This window comes from Pseudomonas neuropathica, assembly GCF_051174785.1.
Classification (GTDB): domain Bacteria; phylum Pseudomonadota; class Gammaproteobacteria; order Pseudomonadales; family Pseudomonadaceae; genus Aquipseudomonas; species Aquipseudomonas neuropathica_A.
Map to the genome: position 1 here is coordinate 2,535,907 of NZ_CP195111.1, position 26,848 is coordinate 2,562,754.

Consider the following 26,848-nt stretch of genomic DNA (forward strand, 5'->3'; position numbering starts at 1 on the left):
GGTGGTAAGCTCGCGCACCATGAATATCTACAGCTCCCGCCCCGTTGTCCTCTGTCTCTCCGGCCACGACCCAAGTGGTGGCGCCGGCTTGCAGGCAGATATCGAAGCCCTGCTCGCGCAGGGTTGCCATGCGGCTCCGGCCGTCACCGCCCTGACTGTGCAAGACACCGTCAATGTCACTGACTTTCGCGTCCTCGACCGTGAGTGGGTGTTGGCTCAAGCCAATGCCGTACTCAACGACTCCGAAGTCGCGGCGGTCAAACTGGGCATGCTCGGTTCGCTGGAAATGGTCGACACCGTTGTCGAACTGCTTTGCGCGCACCCGCACTTGCCGGTGGTCTGCGACCCGGTGCTGCGCGCCGGCGGCGGCGGACGCCTGGGCAAGGACGAGGTGGGTTACGCGATGCGTGAGCGTCTGCTGCCGCTGTCGATCATTGCCACCCCTAACCTTCCTGAAGCGCGCATCCTCGCCGAACTGCCCGAAGGCACCGCCGACGAATGCGCTGAAAAACTCCTGCCGTTCGTCAAAAACCTGCTGATCACCGGCGGCCACGGCGACGAAACTGAAATCCACAACCGCGTGTACAGCCGCGACGGTCTGCGTGAAACCTTTATCTGCCAGCGTCTGCCGGGCAGCTATCACGGTTCCGGTTGCACGTTGGCCAGTGCTTTGGCCGGTCGCCTGGCGCAGGGCGAACACCTCGCCAGCGCCGTGCGCAGCGCTCTGGATTACACTTGGCGTACCCTGCGCGATGCCGAACAACTGGGCAAAGGCCAGTTCGTCCCGCGTCGCCTGCCGCTGGATTTCTGCTCGTAACGTCGTGAGGTCTGCCCGATGAAACTACGTGGCCTGTATGCCATTACCGACAGCCAATTGCTGGCCGGCAAGTTTCTGTCTTATGTGGAGGCGGCGCTGGAAGGCGGCGTCACCCTCCTGCAATACCGCGACAAGAGCAGCGACGAGGCCCGCCGTTTGCGCGAGGCCGAAGCGTTGCGCAACTTGTGCGAGCGCTACAAGACGCAACTGATCATCAACGATGATGCCGAACTCGCGGCGCGCCTCAACGTCGGCGTGCATCTGGGCCAGACTGACGGCCCACTGTCGCCGACCCGCGCCCTGCTCGGTTCAAAAGCGATCATCGGTTCGACCTGCCACGCGCAAATCGCGCTGGCCGAACAAGCGGCCAAAGAAGGCGCGAGCTATGTCGCGTTCGGCCGCTTCTTCAATTCCAACACCAAGCCTGGCGCGCCGAGCTGCAGCCTCGAGCTGCTCGCCCAAGCCAAACGCACGCTGCACCTGCCGGTCTGCGCGATTGGCGGCATCACCCTCGACAACGCCGCACCGCTGGTAGCACACGGGGTCGACCTGCTGGCCGTGGTACACGGTCTGTTTGGTGCCGAAAGCACCGCCGAAGTCACCCGCCGCGCCCGCGCGTTCAATGAATTACTGAAAGTCTGATTTGAGAGCCCGATCATGTCTCGTTCCGAAACGCTGTTTGCCAATGCTCAGAAACACATTCCCGGTGGCGTGAACTCGCCAGTGCGCGCGTTCAAGAGCGTTGGTGGCACGCCGCTGTTTTTCAAGCACGCCGAAGGCGCCTACGTCACTGACGAAGACGACAAGCGTTATGTCGATTACGTCGGTTCGTGGGGGCCGATGATCCTCGGTCACAGCCATCCGGACGTTCTGGACGCGGTGCGCAATCAACTGCAACACGGCTTGTCGTACGGCGCGCCGACCGCGATGGAAACCGAGATGGCCGATCTGGTCTGCTCGCTGGTGCCATCGATGGACATGGTGCGCATGGTCAGCTCCGGCACCGAAGCGACCATGAGCGCGATCCGTCTGGCCCGTGGTTACACCGGCCGCGACAGCATCATCAAGTTCGAAGGCTGCTACCACGGTCACTCCGACAGCCTGCTGGTCAAGGCCGGTTCCGGCGCACTGACCCAAGGCGTGCCAAGTTCGGCCGGTGTGCCGGCAGCATTTGCCAAACACACCCTGACCCTGCCGTTCAACGACATCGACGCTGTGGAAAATATGCTCGCTGAAGTCGGCCAGGAAGTGGCCTGCATCATCGTTGAGCCGGTGGCCGGCAACATGAACTGCGTACCACCGGCGCCGGGCTTCCTCGAAGGCCTGCGCTCGCTGTGCGACAAGCATGGTGTGGTGTTGATTTTCGACGAAGTGATGACCGGTTTCCGCGTCGCCCTCGGCGGTGCCCAGGCGTACTACGGGGTCAATCCCGACCTGACCACCTTCGGCAAGATCATCGGCGGCGGCATGCCGGTTGGCTGCTTCGGCGGCAAGCGCGAAATCATGCAGCGCATCGCGCCGTTGGGTCCGGTGTATCAGGCCGGCACGTTGTCGGGTAACCCGCTGGCCATGGCCGCTGGTTTGACCACCCTGCGTCTGATCAGCCGTCCGGGTTTCCATGCCGAGCTGACCGACTACACCACCCGTCTGCTCGACGGCCTGCAACAGCGCGCCGACGCTGCGGGCATTCCGTTCGTGACCACCCAGGCTGGCGGCATGTTCGGTCTGTACTTCAGCGGCGCTGACGATATCGTCACTTTTGAAGACGTGATGGCCAGCGATGCAGCACTGTTCGGCCGCTTCTTCCACCTGATGCTGGAAGGTGGCGTGTACCTGGCACCGAGCGCCTTCGAAGCAGGTTTCACCTCGATCGCTCACGGCGAAGCCGAGCTGAAGCTGACCCTGGACGCTGCCGAGCGCGCCTTCGCTGCACTGAAGTAATCGCCGTACCGCTGACGTTGGCTATCGCCAGCGTCAGCATTCACCTACACCCACGCTGTTTTTTCGATGCTCCTGCTAAAAATCTCCCCTAAAGTGGGCGATATATTCCCCGTGCAGCAGAAAAACGAGTAAAGACTTTGTAAGGTTGGCCCTGCTTATTTCATAATGCGCGCTTATTGGATCCCTCGATGGGTCCGCGTGCCCTTCAGAGGTAAGTCGATTCCCATGAACCGCACCGGCCGCACCCTTGCCTTGGGCTGCCTGTTGCTCCTTCAGCCCCTGCTCGCGCATGCACAAGCAGGCGGCAACTCGTTGTTGATCCCGGCGATGGGTCGTTGCACCCTCAATACTCAGCCGCAAGACGTCACGCAGGCACTGGCCGCCTGCCAGAAAGCGGCGGACGAAGGGGATGCGCAAGCGCAATACGAGTTGGGTGAGTTCTACTACGACGGCAAAAACGCGCCGCGCGACCTCAATCAAGCCCTGAGCTATTTCGAAAAAGCCTCATTGCAAGGCCACGCTCAGGCGCAATTCAAACTGGGCACCATGTTCTTCCACGGTGAAGGCGTGCAGGCCAACAACATTCAGGCGTATATCGTGCTGAAGATGGCCGCGGTCAACGGCGCTGAAGATGCGCTGGATACGGCTGACGAAGTCTCGGAAAAAATGTCCCGCGAAGATCTCGAGACCGCCACCCAGGTGCTCGGGCAAATTTTCCGTAAATACCTGATGGAACTGCAGAGCGCCGATGGGCGTACGCCGTTTTCGCCTCTTCCCTGATTTCTCTATAGATTTTTCTGGCCTCTTCGCGAGCAGGCTCGCTCCCACATTGGATTGCATTTCCCTGTGGGAGCGACGGTGCGACGATTCGACCTGCTCGCGAATGGGGGCGACCCGGTTTTGCGGCTTACTTTTCAGGCATCGGCATCGGAAACGGCATCACATTGCCGACCGCGCCACGGGCTTCGCTGATTTTCGGCGTGCCCAGACGCTCAACCTCGTCGATGCGCACAATCGAATGCATCGGCACAAAGCTGCGCACCACGCCTTCGAACTGCGCCTTGAGCTTTTCTTCGCTCGGATCGACGACCACTTGCGTGCGCTCGCCAAAGACGAACTCTTCCACTTCCAGAAAGCCCCACAGATCACTTTGATAGATCTGCTTGGCGTACATTTCGAACACCTGGCCCTGGTTGAGGAAAATCACCTTATAGATTGGAGCTTCGCGTTTGGTCATGGCGGGGGGATAACGTCGGGGATAAAAATGAGGGCGCAAACTATAGCATAGCCACCGGACGCGCAGCGGTAGGAACCTGAGGGCTTGTTCCCTATAATGCCGGGTTCTTTGAATCACGTGATGACCCTAATCCATGGCCAAGAAGCTTTACATCGAAACCCACGGTTGCCAGATGAACGAGTACGACAGCTCGCGCATGGTCGATCTGCTGGGTGAACATCAGGCCTTGGAAGTCACCGCACGCGCGGAAGACGCCGACGTGATTCTGCTCAATACCTGCTCGATCCGCGAGCGCGCGCAAGATCGCGTGTACTCGCAGCTGGGCCGCTGGCGCGAACTGAAACTGGCCAACCCGGAAATGGTGATCGCTGTCGGCGGTTGCGTAGCTAGCCAGGAAGGCGCGGCGATTCGCGATCGCGCGCCGTACGTTGACGTGGTCTTCGGCCCGCAGACCCTGCACCGCCTGCCGGAAATGATCGACGCCGCGCGTATCACCAAGCTGCCGCAAGTCGACGTGTCGTTCCCGGAAATCGAAAAATTCGACCACTTGCCCGAGCCGCGTATCGATGGCCCGAGCGCCTATGTGTCGGTGATGGAAGGCTGCAGCAAGTACTGCACGTTCTGCGTGGTGCCTTACACCCGTGGCGAAGAAGTCAGCCGGCCGTTCGATGACGTGGTCGCCGAAGTCATTCACCTCGCCGAAAACGGCGTGCGTGAAGTGACGCTGCTGGGGCAGAACGTCAACGGCTATCGCGGCACCACTCATGATGGGCGCCTGGCCGATCTCGCCGAGCTGATTCGCGTTGTCGCCGCCATCGATGGCATCGACCGCATCCGCTACACCACTTCGCACCCGCTGGAGTTCTCCGACAGCCTGATTCAGGCCCACGCCGATGTGCCGGAATTGGTGAAGCACCTGCACTTGCCGGTGCAATCGGGTTCCGACCGGATTCTGGCGGCGATGAAGCGCAACCACACCGCGCTGGAGTACAAATCCAAGCTGCGCAAACTGCGCGCGGCGGTGCCGGGAATCTGCATCAGTTCGGACTTTATCGTCGGCTTCCCCGGCGAGACCGAGAAAGACTTCGAACAGACCATGAAGCTGATTGCCGACGTCGGTTTCGACTTCTCCTACTCGTTCGTCTACAGCCAGCGCCCGGGCACCCCGGCTGCCGATCTGGCCGACGACACCCCGGAAGAGTTGAAGAAGGAGCGCCTGAGCGCGCTGCAACATCGCCTGAATCAGCAAGGCTTCGAGATCAGCCGACAAATGGTCGGTTCGATCCAGCGCATTCTGGTGACCGATTATTCGAAAAAAGACCCGGGCGAGTTGCAAGGGCGCACCGAGAATAATCGTATCGTCAACTTCCGCTGCGACAATCCAACCCTGATCGGCCAGTTCGCCGACGTGCACATCGATGCGGCACAGCCGCACTCGCTGCGCGGCTCGCTGATCCAATAATCAACACAGGGCACTGTGGGAGCGAGCCTGCTCGCGAAGGCGGCGACACATTCAACAACAATGTGTCTGACACACCGCTTTCGCGAGCAGGCTCGCTCCCACAGGAACAGCGATGATTTAAGAGCTTTCGCACCCACGCCTCTGGCGTTATCCTTGATTTCATCTCAATTGCCCCAGGGCGGCTAAATACGACCTTGAACGCACCCATAGAACCACATCGCTTTATCCTCGAGCCCTTCGAGGCTCGCCGCTTCGCCAATCTGTGCGGGCAATTCGACGAGCATTTGCGCTTGATCGAACAGCGCCTGACCATCGAGATCCGCAACCGCGGAAACCAGTTCGAGCTGATCGGCGACCCCAAACACACCACGTCTGCGGAAAATCTGATTCGTCGCCTGTACCGGGAAACCAAAGGTTCAGAGCTGTCGCCAGATACGGTTCACCTGTTCCTCCAGGAATCGGCCGTCGTCGAGCTGGATAACCACGCCCCCGCCGAAGCCTCCGTCGCCCTGCGCACCAAGAAAGGCATGATTCGCCCGCGCGGCTTGAATCAGCTGCGCTACGTGAAGGAAATCCTCGGCAACGACATCAACTTCGGCATCGGCCCGGCCGGTACCGGCAAGACCTATCTGGCTGTAGCCTGCGCTGTCGATGCACTGGAGCGCGAACAGATCCGGCGCATCCTGCTGGTGCGTCCGGCGGTTGAAGCGGGTGAAAAACTCGGCTTCCTGCCTGGCGACCTGTCGCAGAAAATCGACCCGTATCTGCGCCCGCTCTACGACGCGCTCTACGAGATGCTCGGCTTCGAATACGTCGCCAAGCTGATCGAACGTCAGGTGATCGAAGTTGCGCCGCTGGCCTACATGCGCGGTCGGACGCTGAACAACAGCTTCATCATTCTCGACGAAAGCCAGAACACCACCGTCGAACAGATGAAGATGTTCCTCACCCGGATCGGCTTCGGCTCTACGGCGGTCATCACCGGTGACATCACCCAGGTCGACCTGCCGAAAGGCACCAAGTCGGGTCTGCACCATGTGATCGAAGTGCTCAAAGACGTGCCGGGTATCAGCTTCACGCACTTCCAGCCCAAAGACGTCGTGCGCCATCCTTTGGTCCAGCGGATCGTCGAAGCCTACGAGCGCTTCGAAAACCGTGACGAAGCACCCAAGGACACCTCGCGAAATGCTTGAGCTAGACCTGCAAATCGCGACTGAAGCGAACGCGCCGAGTGAAGCCGACTTCCGCCTGTGGTGCGAACTGGCCCTGCGCCAGCGCACCGCTGACTCGGAAATGACCATTCGTCTGGTCGACGAGGAAGAAGGCCGCGAGCTCAATCACACCTGGCGCCACAAGGATTACGCGACCAACGTCTTGTCGTTCCCGGCCGAAGTCCCCGACGAGTTTCTCGACATCCCGTTGCTCGGCGATCTGGTGATCTGCGTGGCGGTGGTTGAGCGCGAAGCTGCCGAACAAGGCAAGGAACTAAAGGCCCACTGGGCGCATCTGGTCATTCACGGCTGCTTGCATCTGCTGGGTTACGACCATATAGATGACGAAGAAGCCGAAGAAATGGAAGCACTGGAACGCGAGTTGCTTGCGGAACTGGGCTATCCCGATCCGTACGCGGACGACGACACCGAAACATCCCCTATCGTTACAACAAAGGATTCAGAGTAATCGCTATGAGCGAAGATCGATCGAGCAACGGGCAGAAGTCATGGCTGGGTAAACTGACCCAGGCTTTTGCCCACGAGCCGAAAAACCGTCAGGAGCTCCTCGAGCTGCTGCGTGATGCACATCAGAACAAACTGCTGGACAGCGAAGCGCTGGCCATCGTCGAAGGCGCCATTCAGGTGGCTGACCTGCAAGTACGCGACATCATGGTGCCGCGCTCGCAGATGATCAGCATCAAGGCGACCCAGACACCCCGTGAATTCCTCCCGGCCGTGGTCGACTCGGCTCACTCGCGCTATCCGGTCATCGGCGAAAGCCATGACGATGTAATGGGCGTGCTGCTGGCCAAGGATCTGCTGCCGCTGATCCTCAAAGAAAACGGCGACAGCTTCAACATCAAGGATCTGCTGCGCCCGGCCACTTTCGTGCCGGAGTCCAAGCGTCTGAACGTGTTGCTGCGTGAGTTCCGCGCCAACCACAATCACATGGCCATCGTCATCGACGAATACGGCGGTGTGGCCGGTCTGGTGACTATCGAAGACGTGCTGGAACAGATCGTCGGCGACATCGAAGACGAGCACGACGTCGAAGAAGACAGCTACATCAAGCCACTGCCAAGTGGCGACTTCCTGATCAAGGCCCTGACGCCGATCGAGAACTTCAACGAGTTCTTCGACAGCGAATTCTCCAATGACGAGTTCGACACGGTCGGCGGTCTGGTGATGAGCGCGTTCGGGCACTTGCCAAAACGCAATGAAATCACTGAAATCGGCGCCTATCGTTTCCGCATCCTGAACGCCGACAGCCGTCGGATTCACTTGCTGCGACTGACACCTATCGCCCGGTAAATTTAAGGACTGAAATGCGCTGGACAACCCGCCCCGGCTGGCCCGGTAACCTGCTGGCCGTGGTGGCCGGTGCAATCACCACCTTCGCTCTGGCACCTTTCAATATCTGGCCGCTGGCATTGCTGGCGGTCGGTTTGTTCTATGCCGGTCTGCGCGAGCTGAGCCCGCGTCAGGCGCTGGGCCGTGGCTGGTGCTTCGGTTTCGGCCTGTTTGGCGCCGGCACCAGCTGGATCTATTACAGCATTCACCATTTCGGCGGCGCTTCGGTGTTGCTGGCCGGATTCCTGATGCTGTTGTTCACGGCGGCGATTGCCTGGTTCTTCGCCCTGCCCGCCTGGTTGTGGGCGCGCTGGTTGCGCCGTAATGAAGCACCGGTGGCCGATGCCTTGGCGTTCGCCGCGTTGTGGGTCGGCCAGGAAGCGTTTCGCGGCTGGTTCCTCACGGGTTTCCCTTGGCTGTACTCCGGTTACAGTCAGCTCGACGGGCCGCTGTCCGGACTCGCGCCAGTCGGAGGCATGTGGCTGGTGTCGTTCGTACTGGCATTGACTGCGGCGCTGATCTACAACGCGCCGCGCCTGTGGCAAACCGGCCGCAAAGGTTTTGTTGCCGCAGGTCTGGTGCTGCTGGTTGGGCCGTGGGTGGCGGGTATTGCACTCAAGGGCCACGCCTGGACCAGTCCGTCCGGCGCGCCGCTGAGTGTTGCCGCGATTCAGGGTAACGTTGCGCAAAGCATGAAATGGGACCCGGCCGAACTCAACGCGCAACTGGCGCTGTATCGTGATTTGAGTTTCCGTTCGAAACCGGTAGACCTGCTGATCTGGCCGGAAACCGCCGTGCCGGTACTCAAGGAGTCTGCCGAGGGCTACCTGAACATGATGGGCACCTTCGCCGCCGAACGTAAATCGGCGCTGATCACTGGCGTGCCGATTCGCCAGACAGTGCACGGCGAAAAACGCTTCTTCAACGGCATCACTGTGGTGGGCGAAGGCGATGGCACGTACCTGAAGCAGAAACTGGTGCCATTCGGTGAATACGTGCCGCTGCAGGATGTATTGCGTGGCCTGATCGCCTTCTTCGACCTGCCGATGTCGGACTTCGCCCGTGGCCCGGCCGATCAGGCGCTATTGCAGGCCAAGGGGTATCAGATTGCGCCGTTCATCTGCTACGAGGTGGTCTATCCGGAATTCGCCGCCAGCCTGTCGGCGCGCAGCGATCTGTTGCTGACGATCAGCAACGATACCTGGTTCGGCACCTCAATTGGCCCGCTGCAACATTTGCAGATGGCGCAAATGCGCGCACTGGAAGCCGGGCGCTGGATGATCCGCGCGACCAACAACGGCGTGACCGGGTTGATCAACCCGTTCGGGCAGATCACCGAGCAGATTCCGCAGTTTGAACAGGGCATTCTGTACGGTGAGGTGGTACCGATGCACAACCTGACGCCGTATCTGCAATGGCGCTCGTGGCCGTTGATCATCCTGTGCGTGCTGTTGTTTGGCTGGGCACTGATGGCCAGCCGGATGTCGAAAACCCTTTAAAGCAAAAGATCGCAGCCTGCGGCAGTTCCTACAGGGAAAACGCAAATCCCAATGTAGGAGCTGCCGCAGGCTGCGATCTTTTGATCTTCAGCGGTAAAACAACGAATACCCCACCTGCCCCACCGCCTCGTTCAGCAACTGCCCGCTCTGCCAGATCGACTTGAACTCCGGCAACCAGCCACCAAACGGCCTCGCATTATCCGTGCCCAAGAAGCCGACCGGCGCCGGCACCACTTCAAAACCCGCCTGCTGAAAACTCCACACCGAGCGCGGCATGTGCCAGGCCTGAGTCACCACGACCACGCGCTTGACTCCCTGCGGCAGCAAGATATCGGCGCTGAATTTGGCGTTTTCCCACGTGGTGCGGCTTTCCCCTTCCTGCCAACGCACCGCTACGCCGAAATCGTCGCGCAACGAATCGGCCATCAGTTTTGCCTCGGTTGGCGGCGTTCCATAGTGCAGCCCGCCCGTGGTCAGGATCGGTAAACCCGACGCCTTGGCCAATCGTGCCGCATAACGTTGACGCTCAAGACCCACGCCGGTCGGCTGATCCTCGCCCCACGCCAGGTCGCCGCGCTCACGCCCGGAGCCCAGCACCACAATGGCATCGGCACGTTGTGCCAGCGTTGCCCACTCTTCGCGAGACAATGGCGGTTCGCGCTCCAACGTTTTTGCGCCCCACTGCACAACCACAGGCAGGCTCATCAGCCACATTCCGCCAAAGCCAATGGCAAAGCACAACCCAGCCAGGCGCGGCCGTGAGCGACGCAGCCACCATGCAGCCAGCAACAACAGCAAAAGAATGCCGGGCGGCAGTAAAAGTTGTTTGATGAAATAACGAAAAGGCATCGAGCATCTCCAGAGATGCCCGAAGCCTAAGAGTGTTAATACAGCGTTACAACCAATAGGTGGGATCCTGTTGAAAAAGACTCCGGTTCTTGACCTGCCATGCGCTTACTTGGCCTGCACAGAGCGAACCTTGACAGTGTCTCTGCCGGGCGCCTTGTCCTTGAGCCAGATGACCTTGGCCGAATGTGCTGCATCGAGCTGCTTCACTGCTTGTGACAGGCATCCATGCGATTCACGTTCACTGCGATCCAGATAGGCCTTGACCAGTTTGAACTCGGCGGGGCTCAAGCCACGCAATTCCAGTTCCAGGGGGCGCTCGTCGCGCAGCCGGTCAGCGGTTTTTACAGCGTCCAGGGCCATACCCAGACGGTCGATCAACCTTTCGTACAACTCGGGTTTAGTCACTTTTTTCTGCCGTTGCTCCACCATCCCTCACCTCATTGAAGATAAGACTCACTCCCCAGTTAGAGCTTAGCTTCGCTGCACAAACCGGCTGCACGCCGCGACCAACGGCCCTCGCCACGGATTTGCCGGGACAAACAGCTGTAATCAGGGTTTCCCTAGGCCAAGCGCGGTCATGTATGCTACGGCGCTTCCTGTAATTCCACTTCCAGCTCGTCCGGGCCAACCCCGGAACCTGCGTTGAAGAGGATTAGGCCACCCCTATCCAGTACAAAAGTAGCCATGCACGAACAATATCAGCCCTGTGAAATCGAAGCCGCCGCCCAGTCGTTCTGGGACGAGCAAAAGTCCTTTGAAGTCAGTGAACAGCCAGGCAAGGAAACTTACTACTGCCTGTCGATGTTCCCTTACCCCAGCGGCAAGCTACACATGGGGCATGTGCGCAACTACACCATCGGCGACGTGATCTCCCGCTATCAGCGCATGCTCGGCAAAAACGTTCTGCAACCGATGGGTTGGGACGCTTTCGGCATGCCGGCGGAAAACGCCGCGATGAAGAACAACGTCGCGCCGGCCAAGTGGACCTACGAAAACATCGCCTACATGAAAACCCAGCTGCGCAGCCTGGGTCTGGCAGTCGACTGGTCGCGCGAAGTCACCACCTGCAAACCGGATTACTACCGCTGGGAACAATGGCTGTTCACTCGCCTGTTCGAAAAAGGCGTGATCTACCGTAAAAACGGCACCGTGAACTGGGACCCGATCGACCAGACCGTTTTGGCCAACGAACAGGTGATCGACGGTCGCGGCTGGCGTTCCGGCGCGCTGATCGAAAAGCGCGAAATCCCGATGTACTACTTCAAGATCACCGCCTACGCGGATGAGCTGCTGGAGAGCCTCGACGAGCTGACGGGCTGGCCTGAACAGGTCAAGACCATGCAGCGCAACTGGATCGGCAAATCCCGCGGCATGGAAGTACAGTTCCCGTACAACGTCGATTCGATCGGCGAAGCCGGCACGCTCAAAGTCTTCACTACCCGTCCGGACACCCTGATGGGCGCGACCTATGTCGCCGTGGCTGCCGAGCACCCGCTGGCGACCCTTGCCGCAAAAAACAATCCTGAGCTGCAAGCGTTCATCGCTGAATGCAAGGGCGGCAGCGTTGCCGAAGCCGACGTTGCCACGCAAGAGAAGAAAGGCCTGCCAACCGGCCTGTTCGTCGAGCACCCGCTGACCGGTGAAAAACTCCCGGTCTGGGTCGCCAACTACGTGCTGATGCACTACGGCGATGGCGCTGTGATGGCGGTACCTGCGCACGATGAGCGCGATTTCGAATTCGCTCACAAGTACGATCTGCCGGTTAAATCCGTGGTGCGTACCAGCTCCGGCGACAGCAACCCGGCCCCGTGGCAAGACGCCTACGGCGAGCACGGCACGCTGATCAACTCCGGCGAGTTCGACGGTCTCGACTTCGCTGGCGCATTCGACGCCATGGAAGTCGCGCTGATCAAAAAAGAACTCGGCGCCTCGCGCACCCAGTTCCGCCTGCGCGACTGGGGCATCAGCCGTCAGCGCTACTGGGGCTGCCCGATCCCGATCATCCACTGCGATGAGTGCGGTGACGTGCCGGTGCCGGAAGATCAACTGCCTGTCGTCCTGCCGGAAGACGTGGTGCCAGATGGCGCCGGTTCGCCGCTGGCACGCATGCCTGAGTTTTACGAGTGCAGCTGCCCGAAATGCGGCCAGCCTGCCAAGCGTGAAACCGACACCATGGACACCTTCGTCGAGTCGTCGTGGTACTACGCCCGTTACGCCTCGCCGCATTTTGAAGGCGGTCTGGTAGAGAAATCCGCAGCCGATCACTGGCTGCCGGTCGATCAGTACATCGGCGGTATCGAACACGCAATTCTGCACCTGCTTTACGCGCGCTTCTTCCACAAACTGATGCGTGACGAAGGTCTGGTCAGCTCCAACGAGCCGTTCAAGAACCTGCTGACCCAAGGCATGGTGATCGCCGAGACTTACTACCGTCGCGAAGCCAATGGTGCCTACACCTGGTTCAACCCGGCGGACGTCGAACTCGAGCGCGACAGCAAAGCCAAGGTCATCAGCGCCAAACTGATTGCCGACGGCCTGCCGGTAGAAATCGGTGGCACCGAGAAGATGGCCAAGTCGAAGAACAACGGCGTCGACCCACAGTCGATGATCGACCAGTTCGGCGCCGACACCTGCCGCCTGTTCATGATGTTCGCCTCGCCACCTGACATGAGCGCTGAGTGGTCCGATTCCGGCGTTGAAGGTTCGCACCGTTTCCTCAAGCGCGTCTGGCGTCTGGCGCAAGCCCACGTGACACAGGGCTTGCCGGGCAAACTGGACATCGCCAGCCTGAACGACGAACAAAAAGCCGTTCGCCGCGCGATCCATCTGGCCATCAAGCAAGCCAGCCACGACGTCGGCCAGAACCACAAATTCAACACTGCCATCGCCCAGGTGATGACACTGATGAACGTGCTGGAAAAAGCCGCGCAAGGCACCGAACAGGACCGCGCGCTGATTCACGAAGGCCTGGAAGCGGTGACACTGCTGCTGGCGCCGATCACCCCGCACATCAGTCACGAACTGTGGAATCAGCTCGGTCACGCCGACGCTGTCATCGACGCTGGCTGGCCGGCCGTGGACGAAAGCGCGCTGGTTCAGGACAGCCTGACGCTGGTTATCCAGGTCAACGGCAAGCTGCGTGGCCAGATCGAAATGCCGGCCAGCGCGACCCGCGAAGAAGTCGAAGCAGCCGCACGTGCCAACGAAAACGTCCTGCGTTTCGTCGATGGTCTGACTATTCGTAAAGTGATCGTAGTGCCCGGGAAACTGGTCAATATCGTCGCCAGCTAATTGGATTGAGCGTCAGGCTCGCCTGACGCCAGATAAAACCTTTCGGGCCGCACGGTCGGCCCACCTGGTTTCAAGGGGAGCAACACAATGATCAAACGCAATCTGCTGGTGATGGGCCTCGCCGTTCTCTTGAGCGCCTGCGGTTTCCAGCTGCGCGGCACCGGCACCAACGAACTGTCGATCAAGGAACTCGACCTGAGCGCCCGTAACGCCTACGGCGAGACGGTTACGCAACTGCGTCAGGTGCTGGAGTCGAGCGGCGTCAAGGTTTATAGCGGTGCTCCGTACAAGCTGTACCTGGCTGACCAGCAGGAGAGCCAGCGCATCCTCAGCTACGCCGGTGCCGGTCGTACGGGCGAGTATCAGGTCAACACTGTTCTGAACTATGAGATCCGTGGTGACAAGAACCTGCAACTGCTCAGCGACAAGCTTGAAGTTCAGAAAGTGTTTATCCACGACGGTAACAACCTCGTGGGCTCCGATCAGGAAGCCAACGACGCCCGTCGCGAAACCACCCGCGAACTGGTTCAGCGCATGATGCTGCGTCTGCAGCAACTGACGCCGGGCCAACTGCAGCAGCTGCAGCAAGCCGCCAATGACCGCGCCAAGGCAGAAGCCGATGCGCTGCAAGCGGCGCAAAAGGCTGAAGCGGAAACCCCGCGTCAGTCGCCGCTCGAAATACCGCAGCAGTAAGACGTTCGGGGCGCTCAGGCGCCCCGTTCGGTATTTCTTATGAAGCTCGCTCCCGCCCAACTCGGTAAACACCTGCAAGGTGCTTTGGCGCCTGTCTACATCATCAGCGGCGATGACCCGCTGCTGTGTCAGGAAGCCGCCGACGCCATCCGCAGTGCTGCGCGCCAGCAAGGTTTTGATGAACGCCAGGTTTTCGCCGCGGACGCCAATTTCGATTGGGGCACTTTGTTGCAGGCCGGCGCCAGCATGTCGTTGTTCGCCGAAAAGCGCCTGCTGGAACTGCGCCTGCCCTCGGGCAAACCCGGTGACAAAGGCGCCGCTGCATTCATCGAATACTGCTCGCGTCCCGCCGAAGACACGGTGCTGCTGATCAGCTTGCCCAAGATGGATGGCAGCGCGCAGAAGACCAAGTGGGGCAAGGCGCTGGTTGAAGGCCAACAGACCCAGTTCATTCAGATCTGGCCGGTAGATGCCAATCAGCTGCCGAGCTGGATTCGTCAGCGCTTGTCTCAGGCCGGACTGTCGGCCAGCCAGGATGCCGTCGAACTCATCGCCGCGCGCGTGGAAGGCAACCTGCTCGCCGCCGCGCAGGAAATCGAAAAGCTCAAGTTGATGGCCGAAGGCGGCCAGATCACTGTCGAAACCGTGCAGGCCGCTGTGGCGGACAGTGCACGATTCGACGTATTTGGTCTGACCGATGCCGTACTCAACGGCGAGCCGGCCCACGCCTTGCGCATGCTTGAAGGCTTGCGCGGCGAAGGTGTCGAACCGCCGGTGATTCTCTGGGCGCTGGCGCGGGAGCTGCGGCTGCTGGCCAACATCTCGTTGCAATACAGTCAGGGCACGCCGCTGGACAAGTGTTTCAGCCAAGCAAAACCGCCAGTCTGGGACAAGCGCAAACCGCTGATGAGCAAAGCCCTGCAACGCTACTCGGCGCAACGCTGGGCGCAGTTGCTGCTGGAAGCGCAGCGGATTGACGCGCAGATCAAAGGCCAGGCTGCCGGGTCGCCGTGGATGAGCCTGAGTCGCTTGGCGCTGTTGATGTCTGGCCAACGACTGTCACTGCCTGCTGAATAACCTGTCCTACCGTATAACGGCTATTCGCGAGCAGGCTCGCTCCCACATTGAAATGCATTCCAAATGTGGGAGCGAGCCTGCTCGCGAAAGCGTCAGAACATTCCCACACAACAGGCACTGGACAGATGCCCGACATCGGCAGATTATTTGCCGCGCAAAACCTACTCACTCGAGAGAACCCTCATGAGCAAAAAGCCATCGAAACATGGCCCCAACAAGGCCAAATCCATCGTAGCCCAACCCCTGTTCCGTAGTCGCCAGGAACGACCAACCAAGGGTAAAGGCAGCTACCGCCGCGAAGCCTTCCAGTCTGACAGCTGGGAGGCTTCTTACTTTCTGGCTGCTTGAAGCGCAGTACCCCTCGGTCATGTTAAGGTCTGCACCTGATCCGTATCCCCTGGAACCGTGCATGCCCTTTAGTCTTTCCCGTCGTTGGCCTGTTCGCCAATTGATCGCTGCCTCCAGCTTCATTCTGCTTGTCGCTTGTGCGGAAAAACCGACCGCCGCCGATGCGCAACCTCTTCAAGCTGCTCCTGTCGCCACGGCCCCAGCGATTATTCCGCCGGTAGTGCCGTCCGCCGACTCTCTCGATCTTCAGCCGACCCAGACATTTGCCGAATGGCAAGCGGGCTTTCGTAAAGATGCGCTGGCCGCCGGAATTCGCGCCGAGCTGTTTGATCGCGCATTTGCCGATGTCTGCTTCGACGCCAGTGTGATTCGTGCCGACCGTAGTCAGCCGGAATTCTCCCGCCCGGTGTGGGAATACCTCGACGGCGCCCTGTCGCCGCTGCGCGTGCGCAAGGGCCAGGCACTGATCAGCCAGTACGCCGACATTCTGCAAAGCATCGAACAGCGTTATGGCGTTGACCGTCAGGCGTTGGTCTCGGTGTGGGGCATGGAAAGCAACTTCGGCCAGTTCCAGGGCAGCAAGTCGGTGATCAACTCGCTGGCCACCCTCGCCTATGAAGGTCGCCGCCCGGGCTTTGCTCATGCGCAGTTGATTGCCGCCCTGCAGATCCTGCAACAGGGTGATATCACGCCGGAGAAGATGCTCGGCTCGTGGGCCGGCGCCATGGGGCAGACCCAGTTCATTCCGACCACCTATAACACTCATGCCGTGGATTTCGACGGTGACGGCCGCCGCGATATCTGGGGCAGCCCTGCTGACGCACTGGCCTCGACCGCGCATTACCTGCAAAGCTCCGGCTGGCAACGTGGCCAGCCGTGGGGCTTCGAAGTACAACTGCCAAGCAGCTTCAATTACACGCTGGCCGACGGTGCGATTCGCAAGAGCGTTGCCGAATGGCGTCAACTGGGCGTCATGCTGCCGAACGGCGCTCAGGACACGGCAGGTTCAGAACAACTGTCCGCCGCCCTGCTGCTGCCCGCCGGCTATCGCGGCCCGGCGTTCCTGATCCTCGACAACTTCCGGGCGATCCTCAAGTACAACAATTCTTCGTCGTATGCCTTGGCGGTGAGTTTGTTGTCCGAGCGTTTCAGCGGTGGCGGCCTGATCAACGGCAACTGGCCGAAGGATGACCTGCCGCTGAGCCGTACCGAGCGCATGGAATTGCAGACCCTGTTGAGCGCGCGCAATTACGATGCCGGCACCGCGGACGGGATTATCGGGGCCAATACGCGTAAGGCGATTCGCAGTGCCCAGCAGTCGTTGGGCTGGCCGGCGGATGGTTATCCGACGCACAAGTTGCTGGAAAGCCTGCGTACCCAATAGAACGAAAGCCGTATGGCTGATATCGCTTTCGCGAGCAGGCTCGCTCCCACATTGGAATGCATTGCAAATGTGGGAGCGAGCCTGCTCGCGAAGACTGACTGTCAGGCGACTTATTTCCAGGCCTTGATCACCACATCCTGCTCCAGCATCAATTCCTTCTTCCCGGCATCCAGCCGCACCAGTGCACCCAGCGGCAGGGTCAGGTTCGGATCGCAATGCCCGCTACGCCATCCCGACAACACCGGAATCCGCAACGGCTCGAAAGTCTGCTTGAGCAAGCGGTTCAATGCCACGACATCCACGCCTGCTATGTCCCCAACCAGCACGCCACGCAATTTGGCCAGTTTGCCGGCCAGCCGCATCTGGGTCAGCAAGCGATCAATGCGATACAGCGGCTCGTTGATGTCTTCGATCAGCAGAATCACCCCTTCGACATCAATCTCGTAAGGCGTGCCCAAGGTTGCAGCGATCATCGCCAGATTGCCGCCAAGCAAGCGCCCGTGGGCAATGCCAGGCTCTACTGCGGTCAACGGATAAGCCACCGGATGGCTCAGCACACTACCCGCCTTCAATTGCCCGCGCAGCATGGCGAAGAACGAAGTCACCGTCGGCGGCTCCTTGTCGCCCAGCAGGTCGGCGTTGAGCAGCGGCCCGTGAAAGGTCACGAATCCGGCATAACGGCTGATGGCCAAGTGCAGCGCGGTGATATCGCTGTAGCCGACAAATGGCTTGGCGTTGCGACTGAGCAGGTCGTAGTCGATCCGGTCCAGCAGGCGCGGCGTGCCATAGCCGCCGCGCAGGCAGATGATCGCGTCGACCTCGGGATCAGAGAACGCTGCGTGCAGATCGCGCAAGCGCACATCGTCACTGCCGGCCAGATAGCCGTCCTTCTCATAGACACCGGGAAACACCTTCAGCCCATAGCCACGGGCGCGCATCCATTGCACCGCCTTTTCGGTGTCCAGCGCACCGGGGCCGGCAGGCGCAATAACGCCGATCAGCCCTTCCGACGGCAGCGCAGGCACGGCTTTGTGCGGGCAAAGTGTGTGGGTCGGTCGAACGGTCATCCTTGGATCTCCCTGTGAAGTCATGCACACACAGTAGTCAGGAACGGCGGCAAACAGAAGAGGGTCAGCACGCCGGGAATTGAAGGAAAAATCAGCAGCGAATGTAATCCGGGCAAAAAAATGCCCGCCGGGCGTTAAAGCCTCGGCGGGCATGTTTTCATTCAACGCGGGCTCAGGAACCCAGCAGCTCGGCCTTGACCAGCTTGGCTTGCTCGTCGGCGTGGTACGAAGAACGCACCAGCGGGCCCGAGGCAACGTTCTTGAAGCCCATCTTGTAGCCTTCCTCGGCGAACCAGGCGAAGGTATCCGGATGCACGAAACGCTGCACCGGCAAGTGGCTGCGCGATGGTTGCAAGTACTGACCGAGGGTCAGCATGTCGATGTCGTGTTCACGCATGCGCTTCATGACTTCGATGACTTCTTCGTCGGTCTCGCCCAGACCCAGCATCAGGCCGGATTTGGTCGGAATGTGCGGCATCATCTGCTTGAAGCGTTGCAGCAGGGTCAGCGACCACTGGTAATCCGAACCCGGACGCGCAGCCTTGTACAGACGCGGCACGGTTTCCAGGTTGTGGTTGAACACATCCGGCGGCTCGGCCGCAGTGATTTCCAGGGCGACGTCCATGCGGCCACGGTAGTCCGGAACAAGAGTTTCCAGCTGCACGTTGGGTGACAGTTTGCGGATTTCGCGGATGCAGTCGGCAAAGTGCTGGGCACCGCCGTCGCGCAGGTCGTCGCGGTCAACCGAAGTGATCACCACGTACTTGAGCTTGAGGTCGGCGATGGCGATGGCCAGACTTTCCGGCTCGTTGACATCCAGTGGCTTCGGACGACCGTGGCCGACGTCGCAGAACGGGCAGCGACGGGTGCAGATATCACCCATGATCATGAAGGTCGCGGTACCGCCGGAGAAGCACTCGCCGAGGTTCGGGCAGGACGCTTCTTCGCAAACGCTGTGCAACTTGTGCTTGCGCAGCAGGCTCTTGATGCGATCGACTTCCGGCGAAACCGGGATGCGTACACGAATCCAGTCAGGTTTTTTCGGCAATTCGGTGGTCGGAATGATCTTTACCGGGATGCGTGCAACCTTCTCGGCGCCGCGCAGCTTGACGCCGGCTTCAACCTTGGGACGCGGGGCCGGGCGCTCGGTCACGTCGAGCGTCGGGATCATGGTTTGCACTGCATCAGTAGTCATATCAGTCGATTCCGCCCGTCAGGGTCGTCTGCTCAGCATAGTCGAGGTGTTTGACGAGCTGCGCACGCAGCCGGGCACTTACCTCGGCAAATTCAATCGATCCTGCGTGATCGCTCAGCTGGGTCATCGCCAGCCCGGCATAGCCGCAGGGATTAATCCGTCGAAACGGTTCCAGGTTCATATCCACGTTCAAGGCCAGGCCATGAAAGGAACAACCGTGGCGAATCCGCAAACCCAGAGAAGCGATTTTCGCTCCGTCGACGTACACGCCGGGAGCGTCTGGCTTGGCCGCGGCGGTTACGCCGTAACTGGCCAGCAGTTCGATCAGGCAAAGCTCCATGCGGCTGACCAGATCACGTACGCCGAAACCCAGCTTGCGTACGTCCAGCAGCAGGTAGGCCACCAACTGGCCGGGACCATGATAAGTCACCTGCCCACCGCGATCGACCTGCACTACCGGGATATCGCCCGGTAGCAACAGGTGTTCGGCCTTGCCGGCCTGGCCCTGAGTGAACACCGGCGGGTGTTCGACGAGCCAGATTTCGTCGGCGGCATCGCTGCCGCGTTCGTTGGTAAAACGTTGCATGGCATGCCAGACCGGCTCGTACGCCATCTGGCCGAGCTCACGAAAGCCCAGCGTGCCAGACATCACAACACCATGTGCACGAAGCCGGTCGCCCGCAGTTCGCTGTTGATGTTGTACAGCTGATCCTGATCGGTCGCGACGATATGCAACTGAATGGTGGTGTATTTGCCATTGGTGCTTTGACGCTCGTCGATACGCTCATCATTGATGGTCGCGTGTTTCTTGACGATGTCGATGATCTTGTCTTTGTTGCCGACGCCCGTATCGCTGATCACCTTAATCGGATAATCAGTCTGGGGAAATTCGATCTTTGGCGCCTTTACTTCGGTATCGGTCATGGCGTAACGGCCTCTAGAGCGCAAGCCGTGGTAACGCACATGGCCCCGCACCGGATCGGGGCGGGGCCATGCAGGTCAACACAAATCAGTTGAACAAGCCGTAGAAGAATAGACGGATGCTATCCCACATGCGGCGGAAGATACCACCCTCCTCGACGCCATCCAGAGCGATCAGGTCAGCGCTGTGCACCACCTTGTCTTCCAGTTTGACTTCGACTTTACCGATCACGTCGCCCTTGGCGATTGGCGCGGTCAGTTGCGGGTTCATGGTCATGCTGGCAGCGAGCTTCTTCAGCTGGCCTTTTGGCAGGGTCATGGTCAGGTCTTCAGCCAGGCCGGCCTTGACTTGATTGGTGGTGCCTTTCCACACCGGGGCCTGAGCCAGTTCGGTGCCCTTCTGATAGAAGGTCTGGGTTTCGAAAAAGCGGAAGCCGTAAGTCAAAAGCTTCTGGGTTTCAGCGGCGCGAGCCACTTCGCTGTTGGTGCCAAACACCACGGCGATCAGACGCTGACCATCACGTACTGCCGAAGACACCATGCAGTAGCCGGCTTCGTCAGTGTGACCGGTTTTCAGACCATCAACGGTCTTGTCGCGCCACAGCAGCAGGTTGCGGTTAGGCTGTTTGATACCGTTCCAGAAGAACTCTTTCTGCGAGTAGATTGCGTAGTGAGCCGGGTCTTCGTGGATGATCGCGCGGGCCAGGATCGCCATGTCGTGAGCCGACGAGTAGTGCTCAGGGTTCGGCAGACCGGTCGGGTTCATGAAGTGGGAATTGGTCATGCCCAGATCAGTCACGGTCTTGTTCATCAAGTCGGCGAACGCGTCTTCGCTGCCGGCGATGTGCTCGGACAGCGCGACGCTGGCGTCGTTGCCGGACTGGATGATGATGCCGTGCAGCAAGTCGCTGACCGTCACCTGCGAGCCGACTTTGATGAACATCCGCGAACCGCCGGTACGCCAGGCGTTTTCGCTGACGGTCACCGGATCGTTTTCACCGATCTGGCCACGACGGATTTCCAGGGTCGCGATGTACGCGGTCATCAGCTTGGTCAGGCTGGCCGGTGGCAGACGCTGGTCGCCATTGTTCTCGACCAGCACGTTGCCGCTGCTGGCATCCATCAGAACGTAGGCTTTGGCGGCCAGTTGCGGTGGCGACGGCATCATCTCGGCCGCGAAGGCGGCTGGCGAGAGGAGCAGCGGGACTAGCAGACACAGGCGTTTGGCAAAGGTGGTGATGTTCATCCGTCTCTCGAAATCGCTAATGGAAACTGTCCTTGCGGACAAAATTTAATCAGATGACTTTCTAACGAGCCATCGCGTGTTCAGTTGCTCACTCCAGTCACCCTTGCCGGGCTTTTGTTCTTCGACGAGCCAACAACCTGATTCACCCCCCAATCGCTGGTGAATCGTCAATCAAGTTCTACGTATTACTCGGTGACCACACTTGGCGAACCAAGGTTGGCCAGGCGCACGCTGTTCTGCACCTGGGCAATTTCACCCGGCGAGCCGATCGGCCCCAGGCGTACCCGGTGCAGAGTCTGCTGATTGCGCACGATCGAGCTGATGAACACCGGAGCGCTCACCATCCCGCTGAGCTTCGACCTCAGCAGTTCTGCAGCGTCCGGGTTGGCGAACGCGCCCACCTGCAGATACTGGCCAGACGCTGTTGCAGAAGCGTTTTTTTTTGCACTCATCGGCACGGGGACGGTGTCGGAGGCATGTTGCTGCGGCGGTGGCGTCCATTGCTCAACAGTGCCGGCCGAGGCCGTGATTACCGGGGCGCTATTCTGCGCGACTTGTGGCTCGTTGAGCATCAACGGCGCCGGACGCCCCTTGGCGGCCCACCATTGCTGCGGATCGATGCCTTCAACCTTGACCCGCGCAGTACCGGTTTCGGCGTAACCGAGTTTTTTTGCCGCCGCGTAGGACAAATCGATGATGCGATCGGAATAGAACGGCCCACGGTCGTTGACCCGCAGGATCACTGTGCGGTTGTTATCCAGGTTGGTCACCCGAACGTAACTTGGCAGTGGCAATGTCTTGTGAGCGGCACTCATGCCGTACAGGTCGTAAACCTCGCCATTGGCGGTGTTCTGACCGTGAAACTTGGTGCCATACCAGGACGCCGTGCCGGAGGCGACGTAGGTCTTGGATTCCTGCAACGGGAAGTAGGTTTTGCCCAATACGGTGTAAGGGTTGGCCTTGTACGGACCGGTGTGCAGGGTCGGCGTGGCATCGGGGATTCGGGACACGTCAACGTCCCACCACGGCGCGCCGTCTTTGTGCGCGCGGTTGATGTCCAGGCCCGGCTGCGCTCGCACAGCAGTATTGGAGGTTTTCGGCGTCGGGGAACGGCTGGTCGTGCAACTGGCGACCAATACCGCCAACGCAGCGAATGCCACCAGCTTCAGGGGTTTATTGTTAGGCAATGCCCGCATTACTTGACGCCCCGTGCTTGTACCAGCTGTTCAGACAGTTGATGTACGGCCATGGCGTACATCACGCTGCGGTTATAACGCGTGATCGCGTAAAAATTCTTCAGGCCCATCCAGTATTCAGGGCCGTTGTCGCCTTCGAGGCGAAATGCAGTAACCGGCATATCATCGCGCAGCGCATCATGACTTGACCAGCCCAGCGCTCGCAACTCTCCAACGGTTTTCGTCGGTTCGATGCCCGTGGTCAGGCCTTCATCGACCTGCTCGCCACGGACATCGGCGCGGCTGACCACCGGCTCACCGGCGACCCAACCGTGACGTTTGAAATAACTGGCGACGCTGCCGATCGCATCATCGGGGTTGTTCCAGATATTGATATGGCCGTCACCGTCGAAATCCACCGCGTAAGCGCGAAAGCTGCTCGGCATGAACTGCGGCAGGCCCATGGCCCCGGCGTACGAGCCTTTGAGGGTCAATGGATCGACCTGCTCTTCACGGGCCAGCAGCAGGAACTCACGCAGCTCCTTGCGGAAAAATTCGGCACGGGGAGGATAGTCGAAACCGAGCGTGGACAAGGCATCGATCACCCGGTAATTACCGGTATTACGTCCGAAAAAGGTTTCAACGCCGATGATCGACACGATGACTTGCGCCGGTACGCCATATTCTTGCTCGGCACGGGCCAGCGTCGCCTCGTGCTGCCGCCAGAAGTCGACACCGCGTGCAATGCGCGCGTCGGTGATGAACATCGGACGGTATTCTTTCCACTGCTTGACCCGCTCGGCGGGTCTGGAAATGCCGTCGAGAATCGCCTGTTTGCGCTGCGCCTCACGGAACACCGCCATCAGTTGCTCACCGGCGAAACCGTAGTCGCGGGTCATTTCACCGACGAACTCGGCCACCTGAGGTGAGCCTTCGTATTCGCCGGCCAGCGCCTCCTGCACACTGCCCAGCAGGCCCATCAGGCCTACCAACGGCGCGCATCGAGTCGCCCAGCCACGCATTACTTGCATTGAACTCTTCACCTTATTCAAACCTGTGCGATCCACTTGCGATGGGTATGGATCGACATCAAAACCCCAAACGCTGACAGCAGCGTCACCAGCGAAGTTCCTCCGTAGCTAATGAACGGCAACGGCACACCTACAACTGGCAACAGGCCACTGACCATACCGATGTTGACGAAAACGTAAACAAAAAACGTCATGGTCAACGCACCGGCGAGCAATTTGCCGAACAGCGTTTGCGCCTGAGCGGTGATCACCAGCCCTCGGCCAATCAGCAACAGATAAATCAGCAGCAGCGCACAAATGCCCACCAGGCCGAATTCTTCGCCGAGTACAGCAATGATGAAGTCGGTGTGGCTTTCCGGCAGGAAGTCCAGGTGCGACTGGGTGCCGAGCAGCCAGCCTTTGCCGAACACGCCGCCGGAACCGATGGCGGCTTTCGACTGAATGATGTTCCAGCCGGTGCCCAACGGATCGCTTTCCGGGTCGAGGAAGGTCAGGATTCGCTGCTTCTGGTAGTCGTGCATGATGAAAAACCACATCGCCACCGACACCGGAATCGCCGCCGCCAGCACGCTGAGAATCCAGCGCCAGCGCAGCCCGCCCATAAACAAGACGAACGCACCGCCCGCCAGAATCAGCAGCGAAGTGCCCAGATCGGGCTGGCGCACGATCAGCGCGAACGGCACGCCGATCAGCATCAGGCTGATGCCGACATGCTTGAGCTGCGGCGGTAACGTGCGCTTGGACAGATACCAGGCAATGGTCGCCGGCATCAGGATCTTCATGAACTCCGATGGCTGGAAGCGGATCACCCCGGGGATGTTGATCCAGCGTGTGGCGCCCATGGCGTTGTGGCCCATGATGTCCACCACCAACAGCAACACCACGCCGATCACATAGCCGAGCGGCACCCAGCGCGCCATGAAACGCGGCTCGAACTGGGCGATGATGATCATCGAGACCAGACCGATACCGAACGAAGTGGCCTGTTTGGCCAGCAGATCCCAGCTTTTGCCGCTGGCCGAATACAGTACAAACAGGCTGCCGGCGGCGAGGATCAGCAGCAAGATCAACAAAGGACCATCGATATGCAGTCTTTGCAGCAACGTCGCGCGGCGACGCATCACATCCTCACTGGAGAGCATGCGATCAAAGTTATTCATCACGGGCCGTAGCCTCCGCACTGATTGGGCTGGCGTATTCGGCCTTCAAACGTCCGTCCTGATCGAGCAGCCAGGCGTCCATGACCTGCCGTACCACGGGCGCAGCAACGCCGGAACCGGACTCACCGTTCTCGACCATCACCGAAACAACAATTTTCGGGTCGTCGGCCGGAGCAAAACCGACGAACAAGGCGTGGTCGCGGTGGCGCTCCTGAACCTTGGAACGGTCGTACTTCTCACCCTGCTTGATCGCGACGACCTGAGCCGTGCCGGATTTGCCGGCAATCCGGTATTGCGCACCAATAGCGGCTTTGCGCGCGGTGCCGCGAGCGCCGTGCATCACCTGCTGCATACCGTGATTGACCTTGGTCCAGTCCGACGGGTCGCGCAGGACAATATCCGGCATCGGGTTTTCGTCTATCGGCTTCACCCCTTCGAGGGATTTGGCCAGATGTGGACGGTTCCAGATGCCTTTGTTGGCGACCAGGGCAGTCGCCTGGGCCAGTTGCAGCGGCGTTGACTGCATATAGCCCTGGCCGATCCCGAGGATCAGGGTTTCGCCGGGGAACCACGCCTGTTTGCGCGTCGCGCGTTTCCATTCGCGGGACGGCATCAGGCCGGGGGATTCTTCGAACATGTCCAGCGAGACCTTCTGGCCGATGCCGAACTTGTTCATGTAGGCCGACAACCGATCGATGCCGAGCTTGTGCGCCAGGTCATAGAAGTAGGTGTCATTGGAACGCATGATGGCCGTGTCGAGGTCGACGAAGCCGTCACCCGTGCGGTTCCAGTTACGGTATTTGTGATCGTAATTGGGCAGCATGTAGTAACCCGGGTCGAACACTCGACTGGACGCTGTCACCACACCGGAATCGAGACCGGCAATCGCCACCGCAGGCTTGATCGTCGAACCCGGCGGATACAGACCACGCAGTACGCGGTTGAACAATGGCCGGTCGATCGAATCACGCAACTCGGCGTACGCCTTGAAACTGATCCCGGTGACGAACAGGTTCGGGTCGAAGCTCGGCTGACTGACCATCGCCAGCACCTCGCCGGTCTTTGGATCGAGCGCGACGACTGCACCACGACGGCCGCCCAACGCTGCTTCGGCGGCTTCCTGCAACTTGATGTCGAGGCTCAGGACGATGTCCTTGCCGGGAATCGGATCGGTGCGCTTGAGCACGCGCAGCACGCGGCCTCGGGCGTTGGTCTCGACTTCTTCGTAACCGACCTGACCGTGCAACTCCGGCTCGTAGAAACGCTCGATACCGGTTTTGCCAATGTGATGGGTGCCGCTGTAGTTGACCGGGTCGAGGGTCTTCAGCTCTTTCTCGTTGATCCGCCCCATGTACCCGACCGAGTGCGCAAAATGCGCGCCCTGCGGGTAGTGACGCACCAGCTGCGCAACCACTTCCACGCCGGGCAAGCGGAACTGGTTCACGGCGATCCGGGCAATCTGCTCTTCGCTCAGCTCGAACAGGATTGGCACCGGCTCGAACGGCCGGCGCCCTTGACGCATGCGCTTCTCGAAGATCACCCGATCCTCGGGCGTCAGCTCGAGCACTTCGACGATCACGTCGAGCACTTGCTGCCAGTCGCCGGAGCGCTCGCGGGTCATGCTCAGGCTGAAGCTTGGGCGGTTGTCCGCCACCACCACGCCGTTGCGATCGAAAATCAACCCACGGGTCGGTGGAATCGGCTGCACATGGACGCGGTTGTTTTCCGACAGCGTCGAGTGGTACTCGTACTGGATCACCTGCAAGTAATACAGCCGCGCGATCAACACGCCGATCAACAGCATGATCGCAATGGCCCCGAACACGACGCGGCTACGCACCAGGCGTGCGTCCTTTTCGTGGTCCTTGATGCGGATCGGCTGAGACATGAG

Annotated in this window: 26 protein-coding genes; 14 read left to right on the plus strand and 12 right to left on the minus strand. The window is 60.0% G+C overall.

Annotated elements, in window-relative coordinates:
- Positions 1-19 precede the first annotated feature (19 nt).
- From ACRRSD_RS11485 to ACRRSD_RS11500, 4 genes are all read left to right on the plus strand, one after another.
- Positions 20-817: a hydroxymethylpyrimidine/phosphomethylpyrimidine kinase gene (locus ACRRSD_RS11485; RefSeq protein WP_435038127.1), complete on the plus strand. Its 798-nt coding sequence runs from the start codon at positions 20-22 to the stop codon at positions 815-817.
- Positions 818-835: 18 nt separating this feature from the next.
- Positions 836-1,459 (plus strand): thiamine phosphate synthase, encoded by a 624-nt coding sequence (thiE, locus tag ACRRSD_RS11490; RefSeq protein WP_435038128.1) that lies wholly within the window; start codon positions 836-838, stop codon positions 1,457-1,459.
- 15 nt (positions 1,460-1,474) lie between these two features.
- Positions 1,475-2,758 carry a glutamate-1-semialdehyde 2,1-aminomutase gene (hemL, locus tag ACRRSD_RS11495; RefSeq protein WP_435038129.1) on the plus strand — a complete coding sequence of 428 codons (1,284 nt, stop codon included), beginning with the start codon at positions 1,475-1,477 and terminating at the stop codon, positions 2,756-2,758.
- A 225-nt stretch (positions 2,759-2,983) separates the two neighbouring features.
- Positions 2,984-3,538: a tetratricopeptide repeat protein gene (locus ACRRSD_RS11500; RefSeq protein ID WP_003228518.1), complete on the plus strand. Its 555-nt coding sequence runs from the start codon at positions 2,984-2,986 to the stop codon at positions 3,536-3,538.
- Positions 3,539-3,665: 127 nt separating this feature from the next.
- On the opposite strand, the gene ACRRSD_RS11505 is transcribed toward ACRRSD_RS11500, so the two are convergent.
- Positions 3,666-3,995 (minus strand): DUF1820 family protein, encoded by a 330-nt coding sequence (locus ACRRSD_RS11505; RefSeq protein ID WP_003185742.1) that lies wholly within the window; start codon positions 3,993-3,995, stop codon positions 3,666-3,668.
- A gap of 133 nt (positions 3,996-4,128) precedes the next feature.
- Between ACRRSD_RS11505 and miaB the strand changes: the two genes are divergently transcribed.
- From miaB to lnt, 5 genes are all read left to right on the plus strand, one after another.
- Entirely contained in the window at positions 4,129-5,457 is a 1,329-nt protein-coding gene (miaB, locus tag ACRRSD_RS11510; protein ID WP_435038130.1) for a tRNA (N6-isopentenyl adenosine(37)-C2)-methylthiotransferase MiaB, read from the plus strand.
- A 194-nt stretch (positions 5,458-5,651) separates the two neighbouring features.
- Positions 5,652-6,650 carry a PhoH family protein gene (locus ACRRSD_RS11515; protein WP_038361873.1) on the plus strand — a complete coding sequence of 333 codons (999 nt, stop codon included), beginning with the start codon at positions 5,652-5,654 and terminating at the stop codon, positions 6,648-6,650.
- Positions 6,643-7,137, plus strand: coding sequence for an rRNA maturation RNase YbeY (gene ybeY, locus ACRRSD_RS11520; RefSeq protein WP_435038131.1), 495 nt, complete (start codon positions 6,643-6,645; stop codon positions 7,135-7,137). Before ACRRSD_RS11515 ends, ybeY begins: the two co-directional genes overlap by 8 nt.
- Before the next feature lie 5 nt (positions 7,138-7,142).
- Positions 7,143-7,982: an HlyC/CorC family transporter gene (locus tag ACRRSD_RS11525; RefSeq protein ID WP_122599798.1), complete on the plus strand. Its 840-nt coding sequence runs from the start codon at positions 7,143-7,145 to the stop codon at positions 7,980-7,982.
- A gap of 14 nt (positions 7,983-7,996) precedes the next feature.
- Positions 7,997-9,520 carry an apolipoprotein N-acyltransferase gene (gene lnt, locus ACRRSD_RS11530; protein ID WP_435038132.1) on the plus strand — a complete coding sequence of 508 codons (1,524 nt, stop codon included), beginning with the start codon at positions 7,997-7,999 and terminating at the stop codon, positions 9,518-9,520.
- 87 nt (positions 9,521-9,607) lie between these two features.
- On the opposite strand, the gene ACRRSD_RS11535 is transcribed toward lnt, so the two are convergent.
- Together ACRRSD_RS11535 and ACRRSD_RS11540 are read right to left on the minus strand one after the other, a co-directional pair.
- Complete coding sequence (locus ACRRSD_RS11535; RefSeq protein ID WP_435038133.1) at positions 9,608-10,369, minus strand: YdcF family protein; 762 nt, start codon at positions 10,367-10,369, stop codon at positions 9,608-9,610.
- Between the two features lie 105 nt (positions 10,370-10,474).
- Entirely contained in the window at positions 10,475-10,798 is a 324-nt protein-coding gene (locus ACRRSD_RS11540; RefSeq protein ID WP_134177208.1) for a hypothetical protein, read from the minus strand.
- A gap of 255 nt (positions 10,799-11,053) precedes the next feature.
- Between ACRRSD_RS11540 and leuS the strand changes: the two genes are divergently transcribed.
- The 5 genes from leuS (at position 11,054) to ACRRSD_RS11565 (ending at position 17,162) form a co-directional block, all read left to right on the plus strand.
- The gene (gene leuS / locus ACRRSD_RS11545) at positions 11,054-13,660 is read left to right on the plus strand and encodes a leucine--tRNA ligase (RefSeq protein WP_435038134.1); all 2,607 of its coding nucleotides are present in this window, start codon (positions 11,054-11,056) and stop codon (positions 13,658-13,660) included.
- Between the two features lie 87 nt (positions 13,661-13,747).
- On the plus strand, positions 13,748-14,353 hold the full coding sequence (gene lptE, locus ACRRSD_RS11550; protein ID WP_242206939.1) for an LPS assembly lipoprotein LptE: 606 nt from the start codon (positions 13,748-13,750) through the stop codon (positions 14,351-14,353).
- A gap of 39 nt (positions 14,354-14,392) precedes the next feature.
- Positions 14,393-15,430 (plus strand): DNA polymerase III subunit delta, encoded by a 1,038-nt coding sequence (holA, locus tag ACRRSD_RS11555; RefSeq protein ID WP_435038135.1) that lies wholly within the window; start codon positions 14,393-14,395, stop codon positions 15,428-15,430.
- A 183-nt stretch (positions 15,431-15,613) separates the two neighbouring features.
- Entirely contained in the window at positions 15,614-15,778 is a 165-nt protein-coding gene (gene arfA, locus ACRRSD_RS11560) for an alternative ribosome rescue factor ArfA (RefSeq protein WP_016986126.1), read from the plus strand.
- A 61-nt stretch (positions 15,779-15,839) separates the two neighbouring features.
- Entirely contained in the window at positions 15,840-17,162 is a 1,323-nt protein-coding gene (locus tag ACRRSD_RS11565) for a lytic murein transglycosylase (RefSeq protein ID WP_435038136.1), read from the plus strand.
- A 110-nt stretch (positions 17,163-17,272) separates the two neighbouring features.
- Here ACRRSD_RS11565 and ACRRSD_RS11570 read toward each other — a convergent pair whose 3' ends face one another.
- The 9 genes from ACRRSD_RS11570 to mrdA all read right to left on the minus strand — a co-directional run bounded on the left by ACRRSD_RS11570 (position 17,273) and on the right by mrdA (position 26,845).
- Complete coding sequence (locus tag ACRRSD_RS11570) at positions 17,273-18,229, minus strand: S66 peptidase family protein (protein WP_435038137.1); 957 nt, start codon at positions 18,227-18,229, stop codon at positions 17,273-17,275.
- Between the two features lie 172 nt (positions 18,230-18,401).
- Positions 18,402-19,400, minus strand: coding sequence for a lipoyl synthase (gene lipA / locus ACRRSD_RS11575; protein WP_161986515.1), 999 nt, complete (start codon positions 19,398-19,400; stop codon positions 18,402-18,404).
- Positions 19,401-19,425: 25 nt separating this feature from the next.
- Positions 19,426-20,073, minus strand: a complete 648-nt coding sequence (gene lipB / locus ACRRSD_RS11580; RefSeq protein WP_038361904.1) for a lipoyl(octanoyl) transferase LipB — start codon at positions 20,071-20,073, stop codon at positions 19,426-19,428.
- Positions 20,073-20,348 carry a DUF493 domain-containing protein gene (locus tag ACRRSD_RS11585; protein ID WP_397484494.1) on the minus strand — a complete coding sequence of 92 codons (276 nt, stop codon included), beginning with the start codon at positions 20,346-20,348 and terminating at the stop codon, positions 20,073-20,075. The genes lipB and ACRRSD_RS11585 overlap by 1 nt, the downstream gene beginning before the upstream one ends.
- Positions 20,349-20,433: 85 nt before the next feature.
- Entirely contained in the window at positions 20,434-21,591 is a 1,158-nt protein-coding gene (locus tag ACRRSD_RS11590; RefSeq protein WP_038361911.1) for a D-alanyl-D-alanine carboxypeptidase family protein, read from the minus strand.
- A gap of 185 nt (positions 21,592-21,776) precedes the next feature.
- Positions 21,777-22,787, minus strand: coding sequence for a septal ring lytic transglycosylase RlpA family protein (locus ACRRSD_RS11595; RefSeq protein ID WP_435038138.1), 1,011 nt, complete (start codon positions 22,785-22,787; stop codon positions 21,777-21,779).
- Positions 22,787-23,797, minus strand: a complete 1,011-nt coding sequence (mltB, locus tag ACRRSD_RS11600; protein WP_435038139.1) for a lytic murein transglycosylase B — start codon at positions 23,795-23,797, stop codon at positions 22,787-22,789. The genes ACRRSD_RS11595 and mltB overlap by 1 nt, the downstream gene beginning before the upstream one ends.
- 17 nt (positions 23,798-23,814) lie before the next feature.
- Entirely contained in the window at positions 23,815-24,918 is a 1,104-nt protein-coding gene (rodA, locus tag ACRRSD_RS11605; protein WP_049802149.1) for a rod shape-determining protein RodA, read from the minus strand.
- Positions 24,919-24,949: 31 nt separating this feature from the next.
- Entirely contained in the window at positions 24,950-26,845 is a 1,896-nt protein-coding gene (gene mrdA, locus ACRRSD_RS11610; RefSeq protein WP_435038140.1) for a penicillin-binding protein 2, read from the minus strand.
- Between the last annotated feature and the right edge of the window lie 3 nt (positions 26,846-26,848).